This window comes from Brachybacterium sp. (genome assembly GCF_052095815.1).
Taxonomy (GTDB): Bacteria; Actinomycetota; Actinomycetes; order Actinomycetales; family Dermabacteraceae; genus Brachybacterium.
This window is the reverse complement of sequence record NZ_JBQDLF010000002.1, coordinates 50,341-70,526: the sequence shown is the minus strand read 5'-3', so window position 1 is coordinate 70,526 and position 20,186 is coordinate 50,341. Positions and strand designations below refer to the sequence as shown.

The window sequence follows — 20,186 nt, the reverse complement described above, 5'->3', positions numbered from 1 at the left end:
CTTTCGCTCCGCCGGGCCGGCCCGCCCGCCCCGCCGCGCCCTTCGCTCCGCCGGGCCGCCCGGCTCGCACCGGCTGCCGGGCCCGCCCCGGCTCAACTCAGTTCAGTTCAGTTCAGAACAGCCCGACCGACTCCCCGGCGTCGGTGACACCCATGCGCAGCGCGGCAGGTTCCTTGGGCAGCCCCGGCATCGTCATGATCGCGCCGGTCAGCGCGACCACGAAGCCGGCCCCGATCTTCGGCACCAGATCCCGCACATGCAGCACATGCCCGGTGGGGGCGCCGAGCGCCTTGGGATCATCGGAGAAGGAGTACTGGGTCTTCGCGACGCAGACGGGCAGGGTGTCCCAGCCGTTGCGCTTCAGCATCCGCAGCTGTGCCGGTGCGCGGTCCTCGAAGACCACGTCGTCGGCCCCGTAGATCTCGCGAGCCAGGGTCCGCAGTGATGCCTCGATCCCCTCGGCCGGGTCGTAGAGGTGGCGGAAGTCCGGGGCGTCCTCCTCGATCGCGGCGAGCACCTGCTCGGCGACCGCCAGGCCGCCGTCGCCGCCCTTCGCCCAGACCTCCGAGAGCGCGGCGCGGAAGCCCTGCTCCTTCGCCCATCCGAGCACTGCCTCGAGCTCAGCCTCGGTGTCGGTGGGGAAGCGGTTCAGCGCGATGACCGGCTCGATGCCGAACTTGCGCATGTTCTGCACGTGACGGGCGAGGTTCACGGTGCCGGCCAGGGCGGCGTCGATGTCCTCGGTCGCCAGCCCGTCCTTGGCGACCCCGCCGTGCATCTTCAGCGCGCGCACGGTCGCGACCACCACCCCGGCGTCGGGGGAGAGACCGCCGAGGCGGGCCTTGATGTCCAGGAACTTCTCCGCACCGAGGTCCGAGCCGAAGCCGGCCTCGGTGACGGTGATGTCCGCCAGGGACAGCGCCAGCTGGGTCGCGGCCAGCGAGTTGCAGCCGTGGGCGATGTTCGCGAAGGGGCCGCCGTGCACGAGCGCCGGGGTCCCGCCGAGGGTCTGGACGAGGTTCGGCAGCAGAGCGTCCTTGAGCAGCATCGTGACCGCGCCGCCCACGCCCAGGTCGGCGACGCTCACGGGCTTCCGGTCGTAGGTGAAGCCCAGCACGATGCGATCGATGCGGGCCTCGAGGTCCTTCAGGTCGGTGGACAGGCACAGCACGGCCATGATCTCGGAGGCGACCACGATGTCGAAGCCGTCCTCGCGGGGAACGCCCTGGGTCGGGCCGCCCAGACCGATCGTGATCTTCCGCAGAGCCCGGTCGTTGACGTCCACCACGCGCTTCCACTGGATCCGGCGGGGATCGATGTTCAGGGCGTTGCCCTGGTGAATGTGGTTGTCGACCAGGGCGGCGAGGGTGTTGTTGGCGATCTGGATCGCGTGGAAGTCCCCGGTGAAGTGGAGGTTGATGTCCTCCATCGGGACCACCTGGGCGTGACCGCCACCGGTGGCGCCGCCCTTGATCCCCATGATCGGGCCGAGCGCCGGTTCGCGCAGCGCGACCATGGTCCGGTGCCCCAGCAGCGTGAAGGCATCGGCCAGACCCACCGTGGTGGTGGACTTGCCCTCACCGGCCGGAGTGGGGGACATGGCCGAGACCAGGATCAGTCTCCCGGTCGTCCCCGTCGGCGTCATCTTCCGCACATCGACCTTGGCCTTGTAGGAGCCGTAGGGCACCAGGGCCTCGGCGGGCACCCCGGCCCTCTCGGCGATCTCGGTGATGGGCTGCAGGGTCGCCGCCTGGGCGATCGCAAGGTCCGGGTTCTCGGCTGACATCGTCGTCCTCCATTGGGTGTCGAGCGCCCGGGCACGGGGCCGGGCTGATCCGAGGACCAGCCTACGGCGGTGGGAGAAGGAAGACGCGGGAACTGCAGACCTGGTGCTGGGGCGGACCAGGCACCGGCTCGGCATCGGCGGCACCGACCGCTCACGCCTGGCGGGCGCGCGCTCCATCGGCGGCGCGGTCACCGGCGTGATCCTGTCGATGGTGCTCTCCCCGCAGTTCGAGAACACGGCCGTCGACGGCATCCGCCTGAAATTCACGATCGCCACCCTGGTCCTGGCCGCCCTCGCGCTCGTCTTCTACTGGGTCTGCTTCCGCAACACCAAGGAGGTCGTCACGGCCGGCACGGGCACCGTCAACCTGCGCACCACCATGTCGATGGTGCGGCGGAACAAGCCGCTGATCGTGCTGTGCGTGGGAGCGCTGTTCCTGCTCGGCGGCTCGTTCACCATGAACGCGGTGATGATGTACTACGCCCGCGACGTGGTCGGCGGCGCCGGATAATTCGCGCTCCTGTTCCTGCTGCAGACGGTCGGCACGATCGCGATCGCCTCGGTGATCCCGCGGATCTCGGAACGCTTCGGCAAGCGCACCAGCTACGTGGGCCTGGCGATGTTCGCCGTGCTGGGCCTGAGCATCGTGGGCCTCACCCCGACCGGGAACCTGCCGATGACGCTGCTGGCCTTCCTCATCTACGGCATCGGCTTCGGCGGCACCAATGCGCTGATGTTCTCGATGCAGGCCGACACCGTCGACTACGGCGAATGGAGGACCGGCACCCGCGCCGAGGGCGGCAGCTACTCGATCCTCTCCTTCGTCCGCAAGACGGGCCAGGGCATCGGCGGCTTCCTGGGCGGCGCGATCATCGCCGCCTTCGGCTACGTCTCCGGCGCTCCGGACCAGCCCGACCAGGCGGTGCAGGGCATCAAGTTCGCCGCCGGCTGGGCACCTGCCGTGCTGTGCCTGATCGCGGTGCTGGTGATGCTCCTGTACCCGCTCACCGCGAAGGAGCACACCGGGATCGTCAAGGAGCTCCACCAGCGGCGAGCACGCAGCGCCCTGGGGGAGACCGCGCCCGGCGCGGGAGTGGTGCTCGCCTCGCGCGGCGACCAGCTCATCGCCCGCCGCCCGGTGGTCACCGTCAACGAGGACTACGGCGCCGGCGCCTCCTACGTGGCTCCGCGCGTCGCCGAGAAGCTCGGGGTGCCGTACGCGGGCCTCGCATTCAGCTCCGAGGATCTCGAACGGGCGTCCTCCTCCAACCCGAAGGTGCTGGCCGACGACACCACCGGCAGGTCCCTGCGATGGCTGCACTCCTTCTCCTGGCCGGGGATGGACGTCAACGTCGCCACCGCCTCCGGAGACGCGCAGGTGGGCACCAATCTGGTCTCCAAGAACATCGACGAGGTGATGGGCCTGGTCAAAGGCTTCGGCGGCGTGGTGCTCGGACGGGATGCGACCGCGATCCTCGACAACATGCGCGGCGCGGTCCACATCCGGATGATCGGAGATGTCCAGGACCGCGTGGACCGGGCCGCCGCGGACTACGGGATCACCCGCGAGGTCGCCGAGCAGCGGCAGGTGCGCGAGGACCGTATGCGGCCGCGGATGTCGCGCCGGCTCATGCACTGGGAGCCGACCGACGAGGGTCGCTATCACCTGATCATTGACTCCAGCCAGATGTCGCTCGACGAAGCCGTGGAGGAGATCGTCGCAGCCGTCGAGGCTGAGCGGGGGATGGTCGATATGGACCTGGAGGAGCCGACGGACGACTGAGCCGGTCCTGATCCGTCCCGCCCAGCTCCGGGCACGTCGCCCGGTCGCCGCGTTCAGGGTTGGGCGAGCCGCTCCCTGAGCACCTCCGCGCCTGCTCCCTCCAGTTCGTCGAGCGCAGCGGTACGTCCCGCCATCGCCATGACGAGGTCGAGCATTGTGCCGCGCACCTCGGGGCCGTCGCCGACGGCCAGGTCATCGTCGGTCGCCTCGAGGCGCAGTCCTCGCACCAGCGTGCGGCTGTTGACGGCGAAGTCCTTGCTCGCGAAGAACTCGGCCACGACCCGTACCGCCTCGCGCGCGGGGACCAGCGGCAGGCCGAGCGGTCGCGCGATGTCCTGCCCGTGCACCACGACCTCTCCGAGCATGCCTGCCCGCTCCCCGAACGGTGCGGCCGACGACATCGCCGAGTCACGGAAGGCAGCCAGCCCGCGGGCCGGATCCGCAGCGCGATGCCGGTGCAGCAGGCGCTGGTTGTGCCGGTCTGTGTCGAACCGTGCGGCGGCCATGTTCATGAGCCAGGGGAGGGTCGGGGTGCGCGCTGCGGCGGTGAGATGTGTCAGCACATCCCGTACCGTCCACCCGGCGCAGAGCGAAGGACGCTCCCAGTCCACGTCGGGCACGTCCCGCAGCGCATCGGCGAGAGCGAGGCGCTCGGCGTGGAGGAGAGGGAGGACGTCGCGGGGGTTCACCAGGCCGACGGTAGGGCGGTGGAGGACCCGGCACAAGACCGGGCACAGTGTCAGACCGGGCCCGGCACGAGGCCGGACTCAGCACGGGGCCGGACTCAGCACGGGGCCGGACTCAGCACGGGGTCGGACCTAGCGCGAGGGCGGACCCAGCAGGAGATCGAGCCTGGAGAACGACGAAGCCCCCTGGCGTACCAGGGGGCTTCGTGGTGGTGGCTCCGACCGGCGTCGATCCGGTGACCTTTCGATTTTCAGTCGAACGCTCTACCAACTGAGCTACAGAGCCGCGGCCGCCGAGGCGACCAGGGAACAGAGTACCAGGCGGGAGAGGCCGGCACCTCACCAGATCGGCGTGGTGTAAGGCACGCCACGAGACGCGGTCGGGCCGAGGATTCTGCTCAGGAGACCTGGACGATCGCCTTGCCGAAGTTCCGGCCCCGCAGCATGCCCGCGAACGCCTCCGGGGCGCGGTCGAGCCCTTCGGTGATGTCCTCGGTGTGCTGCACCTGGCCGGAGGCGAGCCACCCGGTCATGTCCCGCAGGAAGTCCTCGAACATCGCCGAGACGAACTCGCGCTGGATGAATCCGCGCAGGGTGAGGCTCTTCGCGAGGATGGCGCCCATGAGCTGCCCGCTGCGGTCGGGGCCCTCGGGCAGCGAGGTCGCGTTGTAGTTCGCGGCCAGCCCGCATACCGGCACTCGCGCGAACTCGTTGAGCTGTGGCAGCACCGCGTCCCACACTGTGCCGCCGACGTTCTCGAAGTACACATCGATGCCGTCGGGGGCGGCCGCGGCGAGCCTGCCGGCCAGGTCCGGGGCCCGGTGGTCGAGCGCCGCGTCGAAGCCGAGCTCCTGCAGGCGTGCGACCTTCTGCTCGCCGCCGGCGATGCCGATCGCGCGGGCACCGTGGATCTTCGCGATCTGGCCCACGGCAGAGCCGACCGGCCCGGTGGCCGCCGCGACCGCGACGGTCTCCCCGGGCTGGGGCTTTCCGATCGCGAGCAGACCGGCGTAGGCGGTGAAGCCGGGCATGCCGAGCACCCCGAGAGCGGTCGTGACCGGGGCGGCGGCGGGGTCCAGGCGGCGCAGCTGCGCGGCGGGTTCGACGCTGTACTCCTGCCAGCCGCCGTAGGAGAGGACGGTGTCGCCCGGCGCGAAGCCGTCGGCCGCGGACTCGACCACCTCGGAGACGGTGCCGCCGACGATCACGTCCCCGACCTCCATCGGCGACGCATAGGACTTCGCGGCGCTCATCCGGCCGCGGACATAGGGGTCCAAGGACAGGTAGCGGGTGCGCAGCAGCACCTGGCCCGCCTCGGGGGACCGGACCTCGCTCACGTCGCGCGTGAAGTCGTCGGGGACGGGCTCGCCCTGGGGGCGTGAGGCGAGGCGGATGCGGTGATTGCGCAGGGAGGTGCTCATCCCTCGAGCGTAAGGGGAAACGAGCGGAGGGGGTGAGCTGCGAGCGGTGGCATATGCCCCGCTAGGGGACTCGAACCTGCGTCGGCTGCTGGGGGATCCAGAGAACGAAGCAGGCCCCGGAACGATGTTCCGGGGCCTGCTTTCGATGGCGACCCTGACCGGGCTTGAACCGGCGACCTCCGCCGTGACAGGGCGGCACTCTAACCAACTGAGCTACAGGGCCATGCGTGTCTGTGCGCTTCGCGTACTCGCTTCGACTCGAATAACTCTACCGGATGTTCAGATGGCTCTCGACCAAACTGGCTGTGAGCCGTCTCGCACTTCCGTTTCGCCTGGTCCGGACGTTTCCGTCGCACCTGGAGCGAAGTACCCCCAACGGGATTCGAACCCGTGTCGCCGGCGTGAAAGGCCGGTGTCCTAGGCCACTGGACGATGGGGGCCCGGGCAGCAGAACTGCCCGACGCAGAGCATACCCATCTCTGGCGATCTATGCCTCCGGGTTCGGCATGGATGCGTCGTATCCGACACGATGCGGCGCAGTTCCAGGCTGTCGCGTCACGTCCCGCGCGCAGCCCGCCACGTACGGCCCGCGCATGGTTCGATGGCTCCATGATCCGGATCAGTCGCGAGGAGTTCGAGGAAGCGGTCGATGACGCCCTGGACTCGCTGCCCGAGGAGATCGCCCGCGCCATCGCCGAGGCGAATGTTGTGATCCTGGTGGAGGAGGAGCCGTCACCGGAGCAGGCCGACGGTCGCGAGCTGCTGGGCCTGTACGAGGGGATCCCGCTGGACAAGCGCTCGGTCTTCGACGGCTACGCCCAGCCGGATCGGATCTTCATCTTCCGCGGCCCGCTCCAGCGCCATGCCATCTCCCGCGAACACCTGGTCCGGGAGATCGCGGTGACCGTGCTGCATGAGCTCGGCCACCTGTTCGGGATCAGCGACGCCCGCCTCCACGAGCTCGGCTGGGGCTGACCCGTGAGGACTGCTGCCGGGTCGCTCAGACCTGGTCGGCGTCGAGGTCCGTGAGCCCGGCCTCATGGGCGATGATCGCGATCTGCACGCGGTTGGTGCAGTCGAGCTTCGCGAAGATCTTCGAGACGTGCGCCTTCACCGTCGCCTCGCTCATGAACAGCCGCATCCCGATCTGGGCGTTGGACAGTCCCGCGCCGACCGCGCCGAGCACCTCGGTCTCGCGCTCGGTGAGCTGATCGAGCCCGGGGTGCTGCTCCTGGCGCGAGCCCGGATTGGCGTCGGAGAAGTGCGAGAGCATCCGTCGGGTGACGGTGGGGGAGAGCATGGCCTCGCCTCCGGCGACCACATGGACTGCACGGGCGAGGTCCTGGGGCGGAGTGTCCTTGAGCAGGAAGCCGCTGGCTCCGGCCTCGAGCGCCTGGAAGACGTACTCATCCATGTCGAACGTCGTCAACATGATGATCTTGGGCGGGTTCGGCAGGGCGCTGACCGCGCGGGTCGCGGCGATCCCGTCGAGCTTCGGCATACGCACATCCATCAGCAGCACGTCCGGGCGGTGCTTCTGCACCAGTGTCACCGCCTCCGCGCCATCGCTGCCCTGACCCACCACCTCGATGGCCGGATCAGCTCCCAGGATCATCGCCAGCCCAGCACGCACCAGGGAGTCGTCGTCGATCAGTCCTACACGAGTCACGTCGCCGTCGGCCACGGGATCACCGCCCTCACTTCGAAGCGTCCGTCGTCGGTGGGGCCCGACGTGATGGTGCCACCCGCGTGGGTGACACGGGTCTCGATGCCCGACAGGCCCATCCGGGCCCCGGGAAGATCCGTCGTGAACCCCTTGGGGAGAACATTACTGACCTCGATCACCAGCTCGATGCCGGGCTCGCCGATCAGCGCCACCCGCGCCTTGGTGTGCAGGGCGTGCTTATGGATGTTGGTCAGCCCCTCCTGCACCACCCGGTAGGCGGTGCGCGCGAGCTGATCGGGCACCGGATCGTCGATGAAATCGAAGAGGTCCACGGAGATGCCGGCGTCCTGCGAGGTGGCCACCAGGCGGCGCACGTCCTCCCAGGTGGGCTGCGGTGCCAGAGGCGCCTCCTCCCCATCGCCGCGCAGCACTCCCAGCACCTCGCGCAGCTCCGAGAGCGCGGTCGTCGCGGTCTGCCGGATCAGGCCGGCGGACTGCTGCACCTGGGCGCGCTCGAGATTCGGGTTCACCTCGAGAGCGCCGGCCTGCAGGGCGACCAGCGAGATCTTGTGGGCGACGATGTCGTGCATCTCGCGGGCGATGCGGGTGCGCTCGGCGCGCCGGGCCTGCTCCTCGGCGGCAGCACGTCCGGACTCCGCCTGCTCCGCCCGCTGCTGGAGCTGGGCGAGCAGGGCGCGTCGGGTCGAGGTGTACATCCCGGTCGCGGCTGAGGCGGCGACGATCAGCGTGCTCACCACCAGTCCGGTGATGCCCATGTACGGGCCGGCCCCGACCCAGAGCAGTGAGGGCACCGCCCCGGCGGCCACGGCCAGCGCTGCGACCAGCAGGGTCAGCAGCCGATGGTGGCTGCGGGTTGCGAAGCTGTAGACGACGATGATCAGCACCGAGAGCGCCATCACCGCCGCGTTGAGCACCAGCAGCACGGGCAGCAGCCAGCGCCAGTGCCGATGGCGCAGCAGCAGAGCACTCCCGAGCACGAGCGTCAGGGCGGCGCGCCACGGCTCGAAGGGGGAGGTCACGACGACCAGCTGCGCTATCGCCTCGGCCACGACGACGGCGAGGACGAGCACCTCCTGCCAGCGCTGCCGCCTCGGGGCTCCGGGTTCATCCACGTGGCCACTGTAATCGCGCAGCTCCCGGCCCCCGCCCGGACCAGCAGCGTCCGCCCGGTCCTCGCCCCAGGTCGGGGACGGGATCGACGGAGGTCGCCCCTGCCGTCCCCGTGGACCACCCGCGGCCCGACCTTCGTCGCCACCGGCCTGGCCCCGCGACGCTGTCGCGGCCGCGTGATGCAGGAGGAGTCTCGTCCCATGAGCATCACGACCCCTTCATCCACATCCTCCGGCCCCACCCTCGAGGTGCGCGGCGTGACCAAGCGCTACGGCGAGCGCGCGGCCGTCGACGACCTCAGCTTCGTGTGCCGTCCCGGCACCGTCACCGGCTTCCTCGGCCCCAACGGCGCCGGCAAGTCCACCACGCTGCGCATCCTGACCGGCCTGGCGCAGGCCGACGCCGGCGAGGCGCTCGTGGGCGGGGAGCCCTACCGGCGGCTCTCCCACCCCGCACGCACCATCGGGGTGATGCTCGATGCCCGCGCCCTGCACGGTGGCCGCACCGGCCTGGAGACGCTGCGGCTGACCGCCCGCACGATCGGGATGCCCGCCTCCCGGGCCGACGAGGTGCTCGAGCAGGTGGGTCTCCAGGACGCCGGGGGCAAGCGCGTAGGCGGCTACTCCTATGGCATGCGCCAGCGGCTCGGGATCGGGGTGGCGCTGATCGGTGACCCCGCCGTGCTCGTCCTCGACGAGCCCGCGAACGGCTTGGACCCCGAGGGGATCCGCTGGATGCGCCGCCTGCTGCGCTCCTTCGCCGCAGCCGGCGGCACCGTGCTGCTCTCCAGCCACCAGCTGCGCGAGGTCGAGGCGACGGTGGACCGCCTGGTGGTCATCTCGCAGGGCCGCCTGGTGCGCGAGGGCACCCTCGAGGAGCTGACCACCGACTCGGGCACGGGCACCCGCGTCACCGCACTGGACGCAGCCGCCCTCCTGAAGGCCCTGGACAAGCACGGGATCGCCTATGAGCAGCGCCTCGACGCCGAGCTCGAGGTGAGCCTCGCCCCTGAGGACATGGGACGCCTGGCGCTGCGCGAGCAGCTGGTGCTCACCTCCCTGGGTGCGACCTCCGGCGGCGGGCTCGAGGACCTATTCTTCGCCCTCACCGGCAGCGCCGAGCAGTCCGGTGGCGCGGAGCCCGTGAACGCCGCTGCGTTCTCGGAGACCGCTGCCGCCCCCGAGCCCGCCCCGGCACCGCTGCGCTGATCAGCACCGCGCGGCCCGCCCTGCGCTGGCCGGCACCGCCCGACCCGACCCGCACCGCATTGACCTGAACTGCACTGCACTGCCCCGCACTGACCCACCTGAGGAGTCACCCCATGAGACCCGCCATCGACCTGCGCAGCTTCCTCGACACCCGTGGAGCCGCGTTCCTGCTGACCCTGTCCGTGCTGATCATCGCCGGCTTCGCCGCCCTCGGCGGGCTCATCCAGCCAGCCGTCATGCCGGGCGGCACCTCCGACGTGGAGTTCACCTTCGCCGTCCTCGCACTCCCGCTGAGCCTGATCATCCCCGTGATCACGGTGATGATGGTGGCGGGGGAGTGGTCCGACAAGTCCATCCAGAACACGCTGCTGCAGCGGCCGGGCCGGCTCGCGGTGCTGACCTCGAAGGTGCTCGCCGCCACGGTGGTGTTCCTCGCGCTGATGGCACTGTCCATCGGTCTCGCGGCCGCCGCCACCTGGGTGGGCGGTGAGCTGCTCGGCGAGGGCGCGATCTTCTCCAGCATGGAGGGAGTCCTGACCACCCAGCTGGCGATGATGGCGGCGACGCTGCTGTTCTCCCTGGCGATGGCGATCCTGCTGCAGTCCACGGTGATCGGCCTGGTCACCGCGATCGGAACACCCTTCGTCATCACCACCGCCGGGACCCTCGCGATGGTGTTCGGCTCCGAGGTGATCAGCGACATCATCCGCGCTGTCGACCTGCAGACCGCCGCCATCACCTTCGGCGGCGGGGAGGCGACCGCCTTCGAGCTGCTGCCGCTGCTGCTGCTGGTGATCGTGCCGACCGTGTTCGGGATCCGGCGCTGGAACCGGCGCGAGGTGGGCTGAACGGTCAGGGAGCAGGACATGCGCGGGGCCTAGGATGGCCGGGCCCCGCGCCACCCGCACGCCAAGCCCACCGCATGCCGCGCCCCCGGGCCCTGCGGATCCCGCCGCCCCGCCCGTCCAGCCCGCCTCCCGTACGGACAAGGAACCTGCATGACTCTCGCCGCCCACCCCCGCCTCACGCGTCTCGCCGCCGCGGCAGCCGTGACCATCCTGCTGCTGGCCGGCTGCACCGCGCCCGACGGGGCGCCGGATGACGGTGACGGGGCGAGCGACGGCGGCGGCGCCTCAGCAGCGCCGGGGCCTGCGCCGGACGGGTCTGCACCGGACGGGTCGGCGCTCGAGGAGCTCGGCACCTCCGCCGCCGTGGACCTGCCTGCGGATCCCGCCGAGGATCCCGCCTACGCGGACTACTACGCGCAGGACATCGAGTGGGGACCCTGCGAGGGCGTGGACGGGCCGGACATCGAATGCGGCACGATCGACGTGCCGCTGGTCTGGAACGACCCGGAGGCCGGGGACATCCAGCTCGCGGTAGGACGGATCGCGGCCTCGGGTGAACGGGTCGGCGCCCTGGTCACGAACCCCGGCGGGCCCGGAGGCTCCGGCGTGAACTACCTCGAGAGCATGCCCTACCTGATCTCACCCGAGGTGCGCACCGCCTATGACCTGGTCGGCTTCGACCCGCGCGGGGTCAACCGCTCCGCCGGCATCGAGTGCCTCAGCGACGAGGAGACCGACGAGTACCTCGCGGCCGGAGCGGAGCCCGGCTCTCCGGAGGCCCAGCAGCTCGCCATCGAATGGGGCACCCGCGTCGCCGAAGCCTGCGAAGCGCACTCCGAGGATGTCCTTCCCTATCTCGACACCTATTCCGCCGCTCGCGACATGGACGTGCTGCGTGCGGCGCTCGGCTCCGAGCAGCTGGACTATCTGGGCTACTCCTACGGGACCTATCTCGGCGCCAGCTACGCCGAGCTGTACCCCGCGCGGGTGGGCCACTTCGTGCTCGACGGCGGAATTGACCCCACACTGACCAGCAACGACTTCGCGGCCGGTCAGTCGGAGGGCTTCGAACGCGCCACCGAGGCGTTCCTCGCGGACTGCCTGGAGGCGGGGGAGGGCTGCCCGTTCAAGGGCAGCGAGGAGGACGCCAGGCAGCAGCTGCTCTCCTTCTTCACCGCCGTGGAATCCTCCCCCCTGGACAGCGGGGACCCGGAAAGGCCGCTCACCGGGAGCCTCGCCCGGTCGGCCGTGATGCTGCTGATGTACGACGACGGGCTATGGGACTACGGCCGCGACGCGCTCTCCGCCGCGATGAGCGGGGACGGCTCGCTGCTGCTCTCGATCGCCGACAGCTCCTCCGAACGCTCCGCGGATGGCACCTACCGCACCAACGCGACCTTCGCGCAGGCCGCGGTGAACTGCCTGGACCGCCCCGAGGTCGCCGACGAGGAATGGGTCGCGCAGGAGGCGCAGCGCCTGGCGGAGGAGTTCCCGACCTTCGGCCCGACGTTCAGCGGGAGCGGCTGCGCCCAGTGGCCGGTCCCTGCGCTGCGTGAGCCCGCCCCGATCGCCGCCGAGGGCGCCGGCCCGATCGTGGTCATCGGCACCACCGGTGACCCGGCCACCCCGTACCAGTGGTCGCAGAGCCTCGCCGAGCAGCTCGAGAGCGGTGTGCTGCTGACCTTCGAGGGGCAGGGCCATACCGCCTATGGGCGCTCCGGCGGCTGCATCGAGGAACAGGTCGACGCCTACCTGCTCGAGGGCACCGTGCCGGAGGACGGCCTGACCTGCTGAGCCCGCGGCGGCCGACGGGGTGACACGGATCGCCCCTTCCTGCTTTGCACAGGGCCCTGCAGGTCACGTACAGTGAACCGGTCCGCCGTGCCCCGGCGACGACGCCGCCTTAGCTCAGTCGGTAGAGCGATTCACTCGTAATGAATAGGTCAGGAGTTCGATTCTCCTAGGCGGCTCCGCATGCAGAAGGGCCCCGCTCCTGTGACGCACAGGAGCGGGGCCCTTCCGCAGTTCCGGATGCCGTTCCGGCCGAAGTTCCGGGTGCCGTTCAGACAGCCGGTTCAGACGGCCGGTTTCGCGGGGCTGATGACGAGCTCGTCGATCACCACATGCGGCGGACTGGTCAGCACGAACGACACGGCCCGTCCCACGTCCTCAGGACTGAGCATGACGGCTCTGTCGGCGGCTCCCGGCACCTGCGGCCGCTGGTCCAGGAAGGCGCTGTCGACGTCTCCCGGGCACAGGTGGCAGGCACGGATGCCGTGTTGGTTCTCCTGCGCATTCAGGGTCGCCGCCAGCGGACCGAGCGCCGTCTTCGAGGCGCTGTAGGCCACCCCGGCGTCTGGCGAAAAGCGCCAGGCCGAATACGAGGAGATCAGCACGATCGTGCCCGCGCCGCGCTCCCGCATCCCCGGGAGCGCCGCGTCGATCACCGCCACCGGTCCCAGCAGGTTGATGTCAGTGAGCGCCGCGAACTGCTCGAGGTCCTGATCGCGCCAATAGCGGCGGGGCGCATTCGCCCCGGCCGACAGCACCAGCGCCTCGATGCTCCCGAGCTCCTCGCCGATCCGCACGGCCGCCGCCTTCACGGCTGCGCGATCGGCGACGTCCAGCGGCACCACGAGCGCGGTCCCGCCCGCGGCGCGGATCTCCTCGGCGACCTCCTCGAGCGGCTCGGCACGCCGACCGGACAGCGCCACCGGTCTCCCGTCCTGCGCCGCGAGGAGCGCAGAGGCGCGGCCCATCCCCGATCCCGCGCCGGTCACCCAGACGGTGCGTGCATCCATCGCTGTCTCTCCTTCCGGTCCCTTGACCACGCCCGAAGCAGGGGCGACAGTGGGACCCGGTGTCTGTGGACCCGAGATCGGGTCCCGCCCAGCGTAGAGCGCACTCACGCGCCCGCGCCCGGGAGCCCATGATCCGAGGAGAAGCATGCAGATCGACATGTCAGGGCGCGTCGTGCTCGTCACCGGCGCCGCGCGGGGGATTGGCCGCACCATCGCACAGACCTTCGCCCGGGAGGGAGCGATTGTCGTGGGGCTCGATATCGACCCCGACGCGCTCGCCGAGCTGCGCGAGGAGGGCCTCGCCGAGACGGTCCTGACCTGCGACATCACCGATCCTGAGGCGGTACGGGCGGCGATCGCGAGGATCGAGGAGCGGCACGGCAGGCTCGACGTGCTGGTCAACAACGCCGGCATCAACGCCGAGGGGCCGCTGGAGAGCTTCGACCCCGCGCTGTGGGACCGAGTCTTCGCCGTCAACGTGCGCGGCGTGCTGAACACCTGCCAGGCGGTCATCCCGATGATGAAACGGCAGCAGTCGGGGCGGATCATCAACGCCGCATCGTTCGCGGCGATCATCCCCAGCGTCGAGGCGGCGGCGTACGGCGCCTCCAAGGCCGCCGTGGTGCAGATGACGCGGGTGCTCGCGAGCGAGCTGGGCCCCTGGGGGATCACCGTGAACGCCTACGCGCCCGGCATGATCCCCACCGCGATGAACGGCTTCTCCGCGCTCGACGAGTCCGCGGCGGCGACGAAGCTGGACCAGCTGAGCATTCGCCGCTGGGGGCTGCCAGAGGACGTCGCGAACCTCTGCCTGTTCCTGGCCGGTGACCTCTCCGGCTACATCACCGGTGCACTGCTCGACGTGAGCGGCGGCAAGTTCGCCACCCAGGACCCGGGGGCGGCCTGGCGCATGCCCTGAGGGTCACCCGCGGCGTCGTCACCGGATAGTGACCTCCCCAGAGGGGGAGTCGACGTGAGGTTCGTCACGGCGTGTGGGAGTCTGGTTCGACGCGCATGCTGATGCAAAGCAGCTGTCATGTCCGCTCGTCCCACACGTCGCTCGCTTCTCGCCGGTGCCGGCCTCGGAGCCGGCACCCTCGCCCTCGCCGCCTGCGGAGGCGGCTCCTCGTCCGGCGGAGGTGGCGGTGGGGGCGGCACGCTGATGCTCACCCTCTCGAACCATCCGTGGACCGATGTGGTCAAGGATCTCCTGCCCCGCTTCGAGGAGGAGAGCGGCCTCAAGGTCGAGCTCACCACGCTGGGGGAGGACCAGCTCTCCGATCAGTACAAGGTCCAGCTCAACTCGGGCGCCTCCGACATCGACGTCGCGATGCTGCGCCCCCTGCAGGAGGGCAAGCTGTTCTCCCGCAACGGCTGGCTGCTGCCGCTGGATGACCAGGTCAGCGGCGCGAGCGACTGGAACTGGGACGACTTCCAAGCCCAAGGCGCCGCGACCACCGACGAGGGCATCGTGTGCGTCCCGATCGTGGTCGAGCAGGAGGTCATGTACTACCGCACCGACCTGCTCGAGGCGGCCGGGCTCGAGGTCCCCGCCACCTTCGATGACCTCGAGGCGGCCGCGAAGGCGATCCAGGAGGCGAACGACGGGGTCTTCGGATTCGTCGCCCGCGGGCAGCGCGCCGCGGCGGTCACCCAGTTCTCGAGCTTCCTGTACGGCTACGGCGGAGATTGGGACGACGCCGCCGGAACCGCGACCATCGACACCCCCGAGGCCCGGGCCGCGTACGAGATGTACACCAACCTGCTGCGCAGCTACGGCCCTCCCGGCACCACCAACATGAGCTGGAAGGAGGCCAGCGCCATCTTCCAGCAGGGCCAGGCCGCCTTCTACACCGACGCCAGCGTGTTCTACAACAACATGATCGACGAGACCCAGTCGCGCATCGGCGACACCTTCGCCGTCGCCCCGATGCCCGCCGGGGACGCCGGCTCGAAGCCGTACTCGATCCCGTCCTGGGCACTCGCGATCAACGCCGCCTCAGAGAACACCGAGAACGCCTGGACGTTCATCCAATGGGCGACCTCCGCCGAGATCATGACCGAGATCAGCAAGGCCGGCGTCGCCGGAGCCCGGACCTCGGTCTGGGACGACCCCGACGCCACCTCCGCCTTCCCCGAGAACCTCACCGCGACCATCAAGGCCTCGCTCACCGAAGGCGTGGACCACGACCGGCCGGTCGTGGTCGAGGTCTCGCAGGCGCGCGACATCGTCGGCGCCCCGATCCCGATCGGCATCGAGGGCGGCGACCTCGACGCGGCCATCACCACCGCGCAGACTGAATACCAGGCCTTCCTCGACGAGGAGGGCTGAGCCTCCCATGACGGCCGACTCCCAGATCGGGCGGCCGACGGGACACACCGTGTCCGGTGGGGCGCCCGGCTTCTCCGGCTGGGCGAACCGGCACATGAAGTGGCTGTTCGCGCTCCCGGCCCTCCTGTTCACCATCGTGATGGTCGTGTTTCCCGCGATCTACACGCTGATCATGTCGCTCACGGACGCCAGCGGCTCCCTGCAGCGAGGCTTCGGCTTCGTCGGCCTGGCGAACTACGTCGAGGTCTTCACCGGCCTGGACCGGTTCTGGCCGGCCGTCTGGCGGACGCTCTACTTCACCGTGATCTGCGTGGGTGTGGAGTTCCTGCTGGGTCTGGCGATCGCCCTGCTGCTGCGCCGCCCCTTCCGCGGGCAGGGCTTCGTGCGGGTCGTGATCCTGCTGCCCCTGGTCGCCACTCCGGTGGCTGTGGCGATGATGTGGCTGCTGCTGTTCGAGCCCACCATCGGCTTCGTGAACACCTTCATCGGCTGGTTCGGCATCCCGCCCCAGGGGTGGATCTCCTCCCCGACCCAGGCGATGCCGACCCTGATGTTCGTCGACATCTGGCAGTGGACCCCGATGGTCACGCTGATCCTGCTGGCCGGGCTCTCCTCCCTGCCGGAGGAGCCGGAGGAGGCGGCCCTGATCGACCGGGCGAACTTCTTCCAGCGGCTGCGCTTCGTGGTGATGCCGCAGCTGATGCCGGTCGTGGTCACCGCCGTGCTGCTGCGCTCGATCGATGCGCTGAAGACCTTCGACCTGCTGTACGCGACCAAGGGTCGCGGCGGCGGTTCGTTCCATGAGGCGGAGACGCTGAACATCCTGTCCTACTCGCTGTTCTTCGAGTACAACGAGTACGGCATCGCCTCGGCCGTGCTGGTCGTCTTCTTCCTCCTCATCGTCGGTGCCTCCTGGGCCCTGTTCCGCTTTGCCCAGAGCGGTGATCGCGGATGAGGCGGCAGAAGCTCCTGAAGAACGTGGCGCGCTATGTCGCGATCGGCATCATCGCCCTGGTGTTCCTGTTCCCGCTGCTGTGGATGGGCCTGTCCTCGATCAAGACCAGCCTGGACATCACCGATCCCACGCGCCTGTTCCGCTTCACCCCGACGCTGGACAACTTCGTCCGGGTGATGACCGAGGCGCAGTTCGGGCTGTTCATGCTGAACTCGCTGGTCGTCGGCGTCGCCGCCGTCGGCCTGTCGCTGCTGCTCGCAGTCCCCGCCGCCTATGTGATGGCGAAGTACGGGATGTCACGGTCATCCGGCATGCTGCTGGTGGCCCGGATCATCCCCGGGGTGTCCCTGCTGGTGCCGTTCTACTACGTGTTCGCGATGCTGGGCTGGGTGGGCGGTTATGCGCCGCTGATCATCTCCCACATGTTCGTCACCATGCCGCTGATCGCCTGGGTGATGCTGTCGTTCTTCGAGTCGCTGCCCAGCGACCTCGAGGAGGCCGGCCTGGTCGACGGCCTCACCAACATCGGGGTCTTCGCGAGGATCGCCCTGCCGCTGTCCACCCCGGGCATCGCGACGGCCTCGATCCTGGCGTTCATCTTCTCCTGGAACAACTTCATGTTCGCGCTGGTGCTGGCCAGCCAGAGCACCCGCACCCTCCCGGTCGCGATCTTCAACTTCATCGCGTACTCCTCGGTGGACTGGGGCGGCCTGATGGCGGCCTCGGTGATCATCACCCTGCCGGTGATCGTGATGGCGCTGTTCACGCAGAAGTACATCGTCTCCGGGCTGACCGCAGGGGCGACCAAGGGCTGAACCGCTGCGTGTGCGTCCCGGCCCCGCTCTCTCCGGACGCCCCACACCCTGTCCGGACCTAGACGCTTTCTTGAGATAGTCCAGACAGGGCGCTATGGTAGAGCCATGACGACCACCGCTCACACCTCCGCCCTCCGGGGCGCTGGTCTGCGCGTGACCGCTCCGCGGCTCGCGACGCTGGCGGCGGTCGAGGCGAACCCGCATGCCGATGCGGAGACGATCGCCCGGTCCGTCCGCGAGAGCCTGGGGACAGTGTCCCGCCAGGCGGTCTATGACGTGCTGAACGCCCTCTCCGATGCAGATCTGCTGCGTCGGGTGTCGGTGGGCGGTCGCAGCATGCAGTACGAGATGCATCGCCACGACAACCACCACCACCTGGTCTGCCGCGAATGCGGCCGGCTCGAGGATGTCCCGTGCGCGGTCGGAGAGGCGCCCTGCTTGACCCCGCACGACTCCCACGGCTTCGACATCGAGATCGCAGATGTCGTCTATCGGGGCGTCTGCTCGGAATGCCGGGCAATCGCGGCGGCGACTACGTCGGCGTCGGCGTCCTCGATCTCCGCCGGACCCGCCTCGACCCCCGCTCCCTGATCCGAGGCCGATGACCTCCGGAATCCTTCCCGGCCCCCGTATCCGAACTTTTTCTCACAGCTTGTCAGAATCCCCCACCACCCAGGAGATGCAGATGACCGACTTCGATCCCACGATCCCGAGCACCACGGAAACCGGCGCTCCCCGCGAGTCCGATGCGCACTCGCTGAGCCTCGGCGCCGACGGCCCGCTGCTGCTCCACGACGTCGCACTGGTCGAGAAGCTCGCCCGCTTCGACCGCGAGCGCGTCCCGGAGCGCAGCCCCCACGCCAAGGGCTCCGGTGCCTTCGGCGAGCTCGAGGTCACCGAGGACGTCTCGCAGTACACCAAGGCGGACCTCTTCCAGCCCGGTCGCAAGACCCCGATGCTGGCCCGCTTCTCCACCGTCGCCGGTGAGCTCGGCTCGCCAGACACCTGGCGCGATGTGCGCGGCTTCGCGCTGAAGTTCTACACCCAGCAGGGCAACTTCGACATCGTCGGCAACAACACCCCGATCTTCTTCCTGCGCGACCCGATGAAGTTCCCCGACTTCATCCACTCCCAGAAGCGCACCCCGGACTCGGGCCTGCGCTCGAACCAGATGCAGTGGGACTTCTGGTCCAACTCCCCGGAGTCCGCGCACCAGGTGACCTACCTGATGGGTGAGCGCGGCCTGCCCAAGTCCTGGCGCCACATGAACGGCTACGGCTCGCACACCTACATGTGGGTCAACGAGTCCGGTGAGAAGTTCTGGATCAAGTACCACTTCCACACCGACCAGGGCATGGAGTTCCTCAGCAACGAGGAGGCCGAGAAGCTGGCCGGCTCCGACGGCGACTACCACCGCCGGGACCTCTTCGACGCCATCGCGCGCGGCGAGAACCCCAGCTGGACCATGTCCGTCCAGGTGATCCCCTATGAGGACGCGAAGAACTACCGCTTCAACATCTTCGACCTCACCAAGACCGTCCCGCACGCGGACTACCCGCTGATCAAGGTCGGCAAGTTCACCCTGAACAAGAACCCGCAGAACCACTACGCGCAGATCGAGCAGGCGGCCTTCAGCCCCGGCAACACCGTGCCGGGCACGGGCGTCTCCCCGGACAAGATGCTGCTGGGCCGCGTCTTCTCCTACCCGGACGCACAGCGCCACCGCATCGGCACCAACTTCAACCAGCTGCCCGTGAACCAGCCGGTGGTCCCCACGAACTCCTACGACAAGGAGGGGTTCATGCAGTTCCTGCACAGCGGGGACGCACCGGTGTACGCGCCGAACTCCTACGGTCGCGCCTACCAGGACGAGCAGGGACCGGTCGACAACGGCTGGGAGGCCGATGGCGAGATGGTGCGCGCCGCGTACACCCTCCACGCCGAGGACAGCGACTTCATCCAGCCCGGCATCCTGGTGCGCGAGGTGTACAACGACGCCCAGCGCGACCAGTTCGTCGAGACCGTCTCCGGTGCGCTGAGCACGGTCGAGGAGCCGGTGCTGAGCAAGGCCCTCCAGTACTGGAAGAACGTCGACACCACGATCGGTGAGCGCATCGCGCTGGCCGTGAACACCGCCAAGGGTGACGAGCAGCCCGGCGGGGATCCGCTGAACGCCTGATCCACAGCAGTCAAGGCCGGGTCGGGGCGACATGCCCCGGCCCGGCCCTTTCATGTCTGCTGCCTGCAGTGGCCCGCGACTGCCGTGGCCCGCGACTGCCATGCCCCGCGCCTGCAGTGCCTCGTGCTTGACGTGTCTGCCGTGCCTCGTGCCTGCCGCCCGCCGGAGTCGGCTCACCGGGGTCGGCTCAGACGACGAGGACCTCGCAGTCGGCGGAGAGCAGGAGCTTCTGGACGGTCAGGCCCAGCAGGTGACGGGCGAGCTCCTGGTGTCGGCGCACTCCCAGCACCAGCAGCTCCGCCTTCTCCTCCTCCTGCACCTGCAGCAGCACATCGGCGATGTCGTCGTCGGTGGTCTCCTGGCGGAAGGCGACCCGCACGCGGGCGTGCCGCAGCTGGTCACGAGCGATCTCGAGCTGCTGTTCGTCGGCGTGACGGGGATCCGCTCCGACCCCCTCGCGCAGAACGTTGACCACGATCAGCGGCCCACCTCGCTGCTCCGCCTCGTCGCGGGCTGCGGACAGCGCCTTGAAACCCACGTCAGTGGGGATGAATCCGACGACGACGGCCATCTGC

The 20,186-nt window shown here is 69.6% G+C and carries 18 protein-coding genes, 4 tRNA genes and 1 pseudogene; 13 read left to right on the top strand and 10 right to left on the bottom strand.

Going from position 1 to position 20,186, the window contains the following annotated elements; all coding sequences use genetic code 11:
* Window positions 1-112: 112 nt before the first annotated feature.
* Window positions 113-1,786: a formate--tetrahydrofolate ligase gene (locus tag ACTH43_RS01310; protein WP_441443118.1), complete on the bottom strand. Its 1,674-nt coding sequence runs from the start codon at window positions 1,784-1,786 to the stop codon at window positions 113-115.
* On the opposite strand from ACTH43_RS01310, the pseudogene ACTH43_RS01305 reads away from it, so the two are divergent.
* Both ACTH43_RS01305 and ACTH43_RS01300 read left to right on the top strand, forming a co-directional pair.
* Window positions 1,731-2,783 (top strand): annotated as a pseudogene (locus ACTH43_RS01305) (MFS transporter); the annotation flags it as partial. The gene ACTH43_RS01310 and the pseudogene ACTH43_RS01305 sit on opposite strands and share 56 nt — an antisense overlap.
* On the top strand, window positions 2,775-3,569 hold the full coding sequence (locus tag ACTH43_RS01300; protein WP_441443201.1) for an AAA family ATPase: 795 nt from the start codon (window positions 2,775-2,777) through the stop codon (window positions 3,567-3,569). The pseudogene ACTH43_RS01305 and the gene ACTH43_RS01300, both read left to right, overlap by 9 nt.
* Window positions 3,570-3,622: 53 nt before the next feature.
* Here the strand turns inward: ACTH43_RS01300 and ACTH43_RS01295 are convergent, their stop codons facing one another.
* From ACTH43_RS01295 to ACTH43_RS01275, 5 genes are all read right to left on the bottom strand, one after another.
* On the bottom strand, window positions 3,623-4,258 hold the full coding sequence (locus tag ACTH43_RS01295; RefSeq protein WP_441443117.1) for a maleylpyruvate isomerase family mycothiol-dependent enzyme: 636 nt from the start codon (window positions 4,256-4,258) through the stop codon (window positions 3,623-3,625).
* 207 nt (window positions 4,259-4,465) lie between these two features.
* Window positions 4,466-4,541 (bottom strand) — tRNA-Phe (locus tag ACTH43_RS01290).
* A 112-nt stretch (window positions 4,542-4,653) separates the two neighbouring features.
* Complete coding sequence (locus ACTH43_RS01285; RefSeq protein WP_441443116.1) at window positions 4,654-5,676, bottom strand: NADP-dependent oxidoreductase; 1,023 nt, start codon at window positions 5,674-5,676, stop codon at window positions 4,654-4,656.
* Between the two features lie 146 nt (window positions 5,677-5,822).
* Window positions 5,823-5,899 (bottom strand) — tRNA-Asp (locus ACTH43_RS01280).
* A gap of 144 nt (window positions 5,900-6,043) precedes the next feature.
* Window positions 6,044-6,116 (bottom strand) — tRNA-Glu (locus tag ACTH43_RS01275).
* A gap of 169 nt (window positions 6,117-6,285) precedes the next feature.
* Between ACTH43_RS01275 and ACTH43_RS01270 the strand changes: the two genes are divergently transcribed.
* Entirely contained in the window at window positions 6,286-6,651 is a 366-nt protein-coding gene (locus ACTH43_RS01270) for a metallopeptidase family protein (RefSeq protein WP_441443115.1), read from the top strand.
* 25 nt (window positions 6,652-6,676) lie between these two features.
* Here ACTH43_RS01270 and ACTH43_RS01265 read toward each other — a convergent pair whose 3' ends face one another.
* Both ACTH43_RS01265 and ACTH43_RS01260 read right to left on the bottom strand, forming a co-directional pair.
* Entirely contained in the window at window positions 6,677-7,345 is a 669-nt protein-coding gene (locus ACTH43_RS01265; protein ID WP_441443114.1) for a response regulator, read from the bottom strand.
* Window positions 7,342-8,475 carry a sensor histidine kinase gene (locus ACTH43_RS01260; RefSeq protein WP_441443113.1) on the bottom strand — a complete coding sequence of 378 codons (1,134 nt, stop codon included), beginning with the start codon at window positions 8,473-8,475 and terminating at the stop codon, window positions 7,342-7,344. The genes ACTH43_RS01265 and ACTH43_RS01260 overlap by 4 nt, the downstream gene beginning before the upstream one ends.
* 198 nt (window positions 8,476-8,673) lie before the next feature.
* Here ACTH43_RS01260 and ACTH43_RS01255 point away from each other — a divergent pair, with 198 nt between their 5' ends.
* The 4 genes from ACTH43_RS01255 (at window position 8,674) to ACTH43_RS01240 (ending at window position 12,499) form a co-directional block, all read left to right on the top strand.
* On the top strand, window positions 8,674-9,681 hold the full coding sequence (locus ACTH43_RS01255) for an ABC transporter ATP-binding protein (protein ID WP_441443112.1): 1,008 nt from the start codon (window positions 8,674-8,676) through the stop codon (window positions 9,679-9,681).
* Between the two features lie 113 nt (window positions 9,682-9,794).
* Entirely contained in the window at window positions 9,795-10,529 is a 735-nt protein-coding gene (locus ACTH43_RS01250; protein ID WP_441443111.1) for an ABC transporter permease, read from the top strand.
* A gap of 150 nt (window positions 10,530-10,679) precedes the next feature.
* Window positions 10,680-12,323: an alpha/beta hydrolase gene (locus ACTH43_RS01245; protein WP_441443110.1), complete on the top strand. Its 1,644-nt coding sequence runs from the start codon at window positions 10,680-10,682 to the stop codon at window positions 12,321-12,323.
* Between the two features lie 103 nt (window positions 12,324-12,426).
* Window positions 12,427-12,499, top strand: a tRNA-Thr gene (locus tag ACTH43_RS01240).
* 105 nt (window positions 12,500-12,604) lie between these two features.
* On the opposite strand, the gene ACTH43_RS01235 is transcribed toward ACTH43_RS01240, so the two are convergent.
* Window positions 12,605-13,330: an SDR family oxidoreductase gene (locus tag ACTH43_RS01235; RefSeq protein ID WP_441443109.1), complete on the bottom strand. Its 726-nt coding sequence runs from the start codon at window positions 13,328-13,330 to the stop codon at window positions 12,605-12,607.
* A 145-nt stretch (window positions 13,331-13,475) separates the two neighbouring features.
* On the opposite strand from ACTH43_RS01235, the gene ACTH43_RS01230 reads away from it, so the two are divergent.
* The 6 genes from ACTH43_RS01230 to ACTH43_RS01205 all read left to right on the top strand — a co-directional run bounded on the left by ACTH43_RS01230 (window position 13,476) and on the right by ACTH43_RS01205 (window position 19,611).
* Window positions 13,476-14,249, top strand: coding sequence for an SDR family NAD(P)-dependent oxidoreductase (locus ACTH43_RS01230; RefSeq protein ID WP_441443108.1), 774 nt, complete (start codon window positions 13,476-13,478; stop codon window positions 14,247-14,249).
* A gap of 117 nt (window positions 14,250-14,366) precedes the next feature.
* Window positions 14,367-15,662 carry an ABC transporter substrate-binding protein gene (locus ACTH43_RS01225; RefSeq protein WP_441443107.1) on the top strand — a complete coding sequence of 432 codons (1,296 nt, stop codon included), beginning with the start codon at window positions 14,367-14,369 and terminating at the stop codon, window positions 15,660-15,662.
* Between the two features lie 7 nt (window positions 15,663-15,669).
* Window positions 15,670-16,617: a carbohydrate ABC transporter permease gene (locus tag ACTH43_RS01220; protein WP_441443106.1), complete on the top strand. Its 948-nt coding sequence runs from the start codon at window positions 15,670-15,672 to the stop codon at window positions 16,615-16,617.
* Complete coding sequence (locus ACTH43_RS01215) at window positions 16,614-17,432, top strand: carbohydrate ABC transporter permease (RefSeq protein ID WP_441443105.1); 819 nt, start codon at window positions 16,614-16,616, stop codon at window positions 17,430-17,432. The genes ACTH43_RS01220 and ACTH43_RS01215 overlap by 4 nt, the downstream gene beginning before the upstream one ends.
* A gap of 105 nt (window positions 17,433-17,537) precedes the next feature.
* Window positions 17,538-18,023 (top strand): Fur family transcriptional regulator, encoded by a 486-nt coding sequence (locus ACTH43_RS01210; protein ID WP_441443104.1) that lies wholly within the window; start codon window positions 17,538-17,540, stop codon window positions 18,021-18,023.
* A 94-nt stretch (window positions 18,024-18,117) separates the two neighbouring features.
* Window positions 18,118-19,611, top strand: a complete 1,494-nt coding sequence (locus tag ACTH43_RS01205) for a catalase (protein WP_441443103.1) — start codon at window positions 18,118-18,120, stop codon at window positions 19,609-19,611.
* A 187-nt stretch (window positions 19,612-19,798) separates the two neighbouring features.
* Here the strand turns inward: ACTH43_RS01205 and ACTH43_RS01200 are convergent, their stop codons facing one another.
* Window positions 19,799-20,182, bottom strand: a complete 384-nt coding sequence (locus ACTH43_RS01200; RefSeq protein WP_441443102.1) for a universal stress protein — start codon at window positions 20,180-20,182, stop codon at window positions 19,799-19,801.
* Window positions 20,183-20,186: the final 4 nt, after the last annotated feature.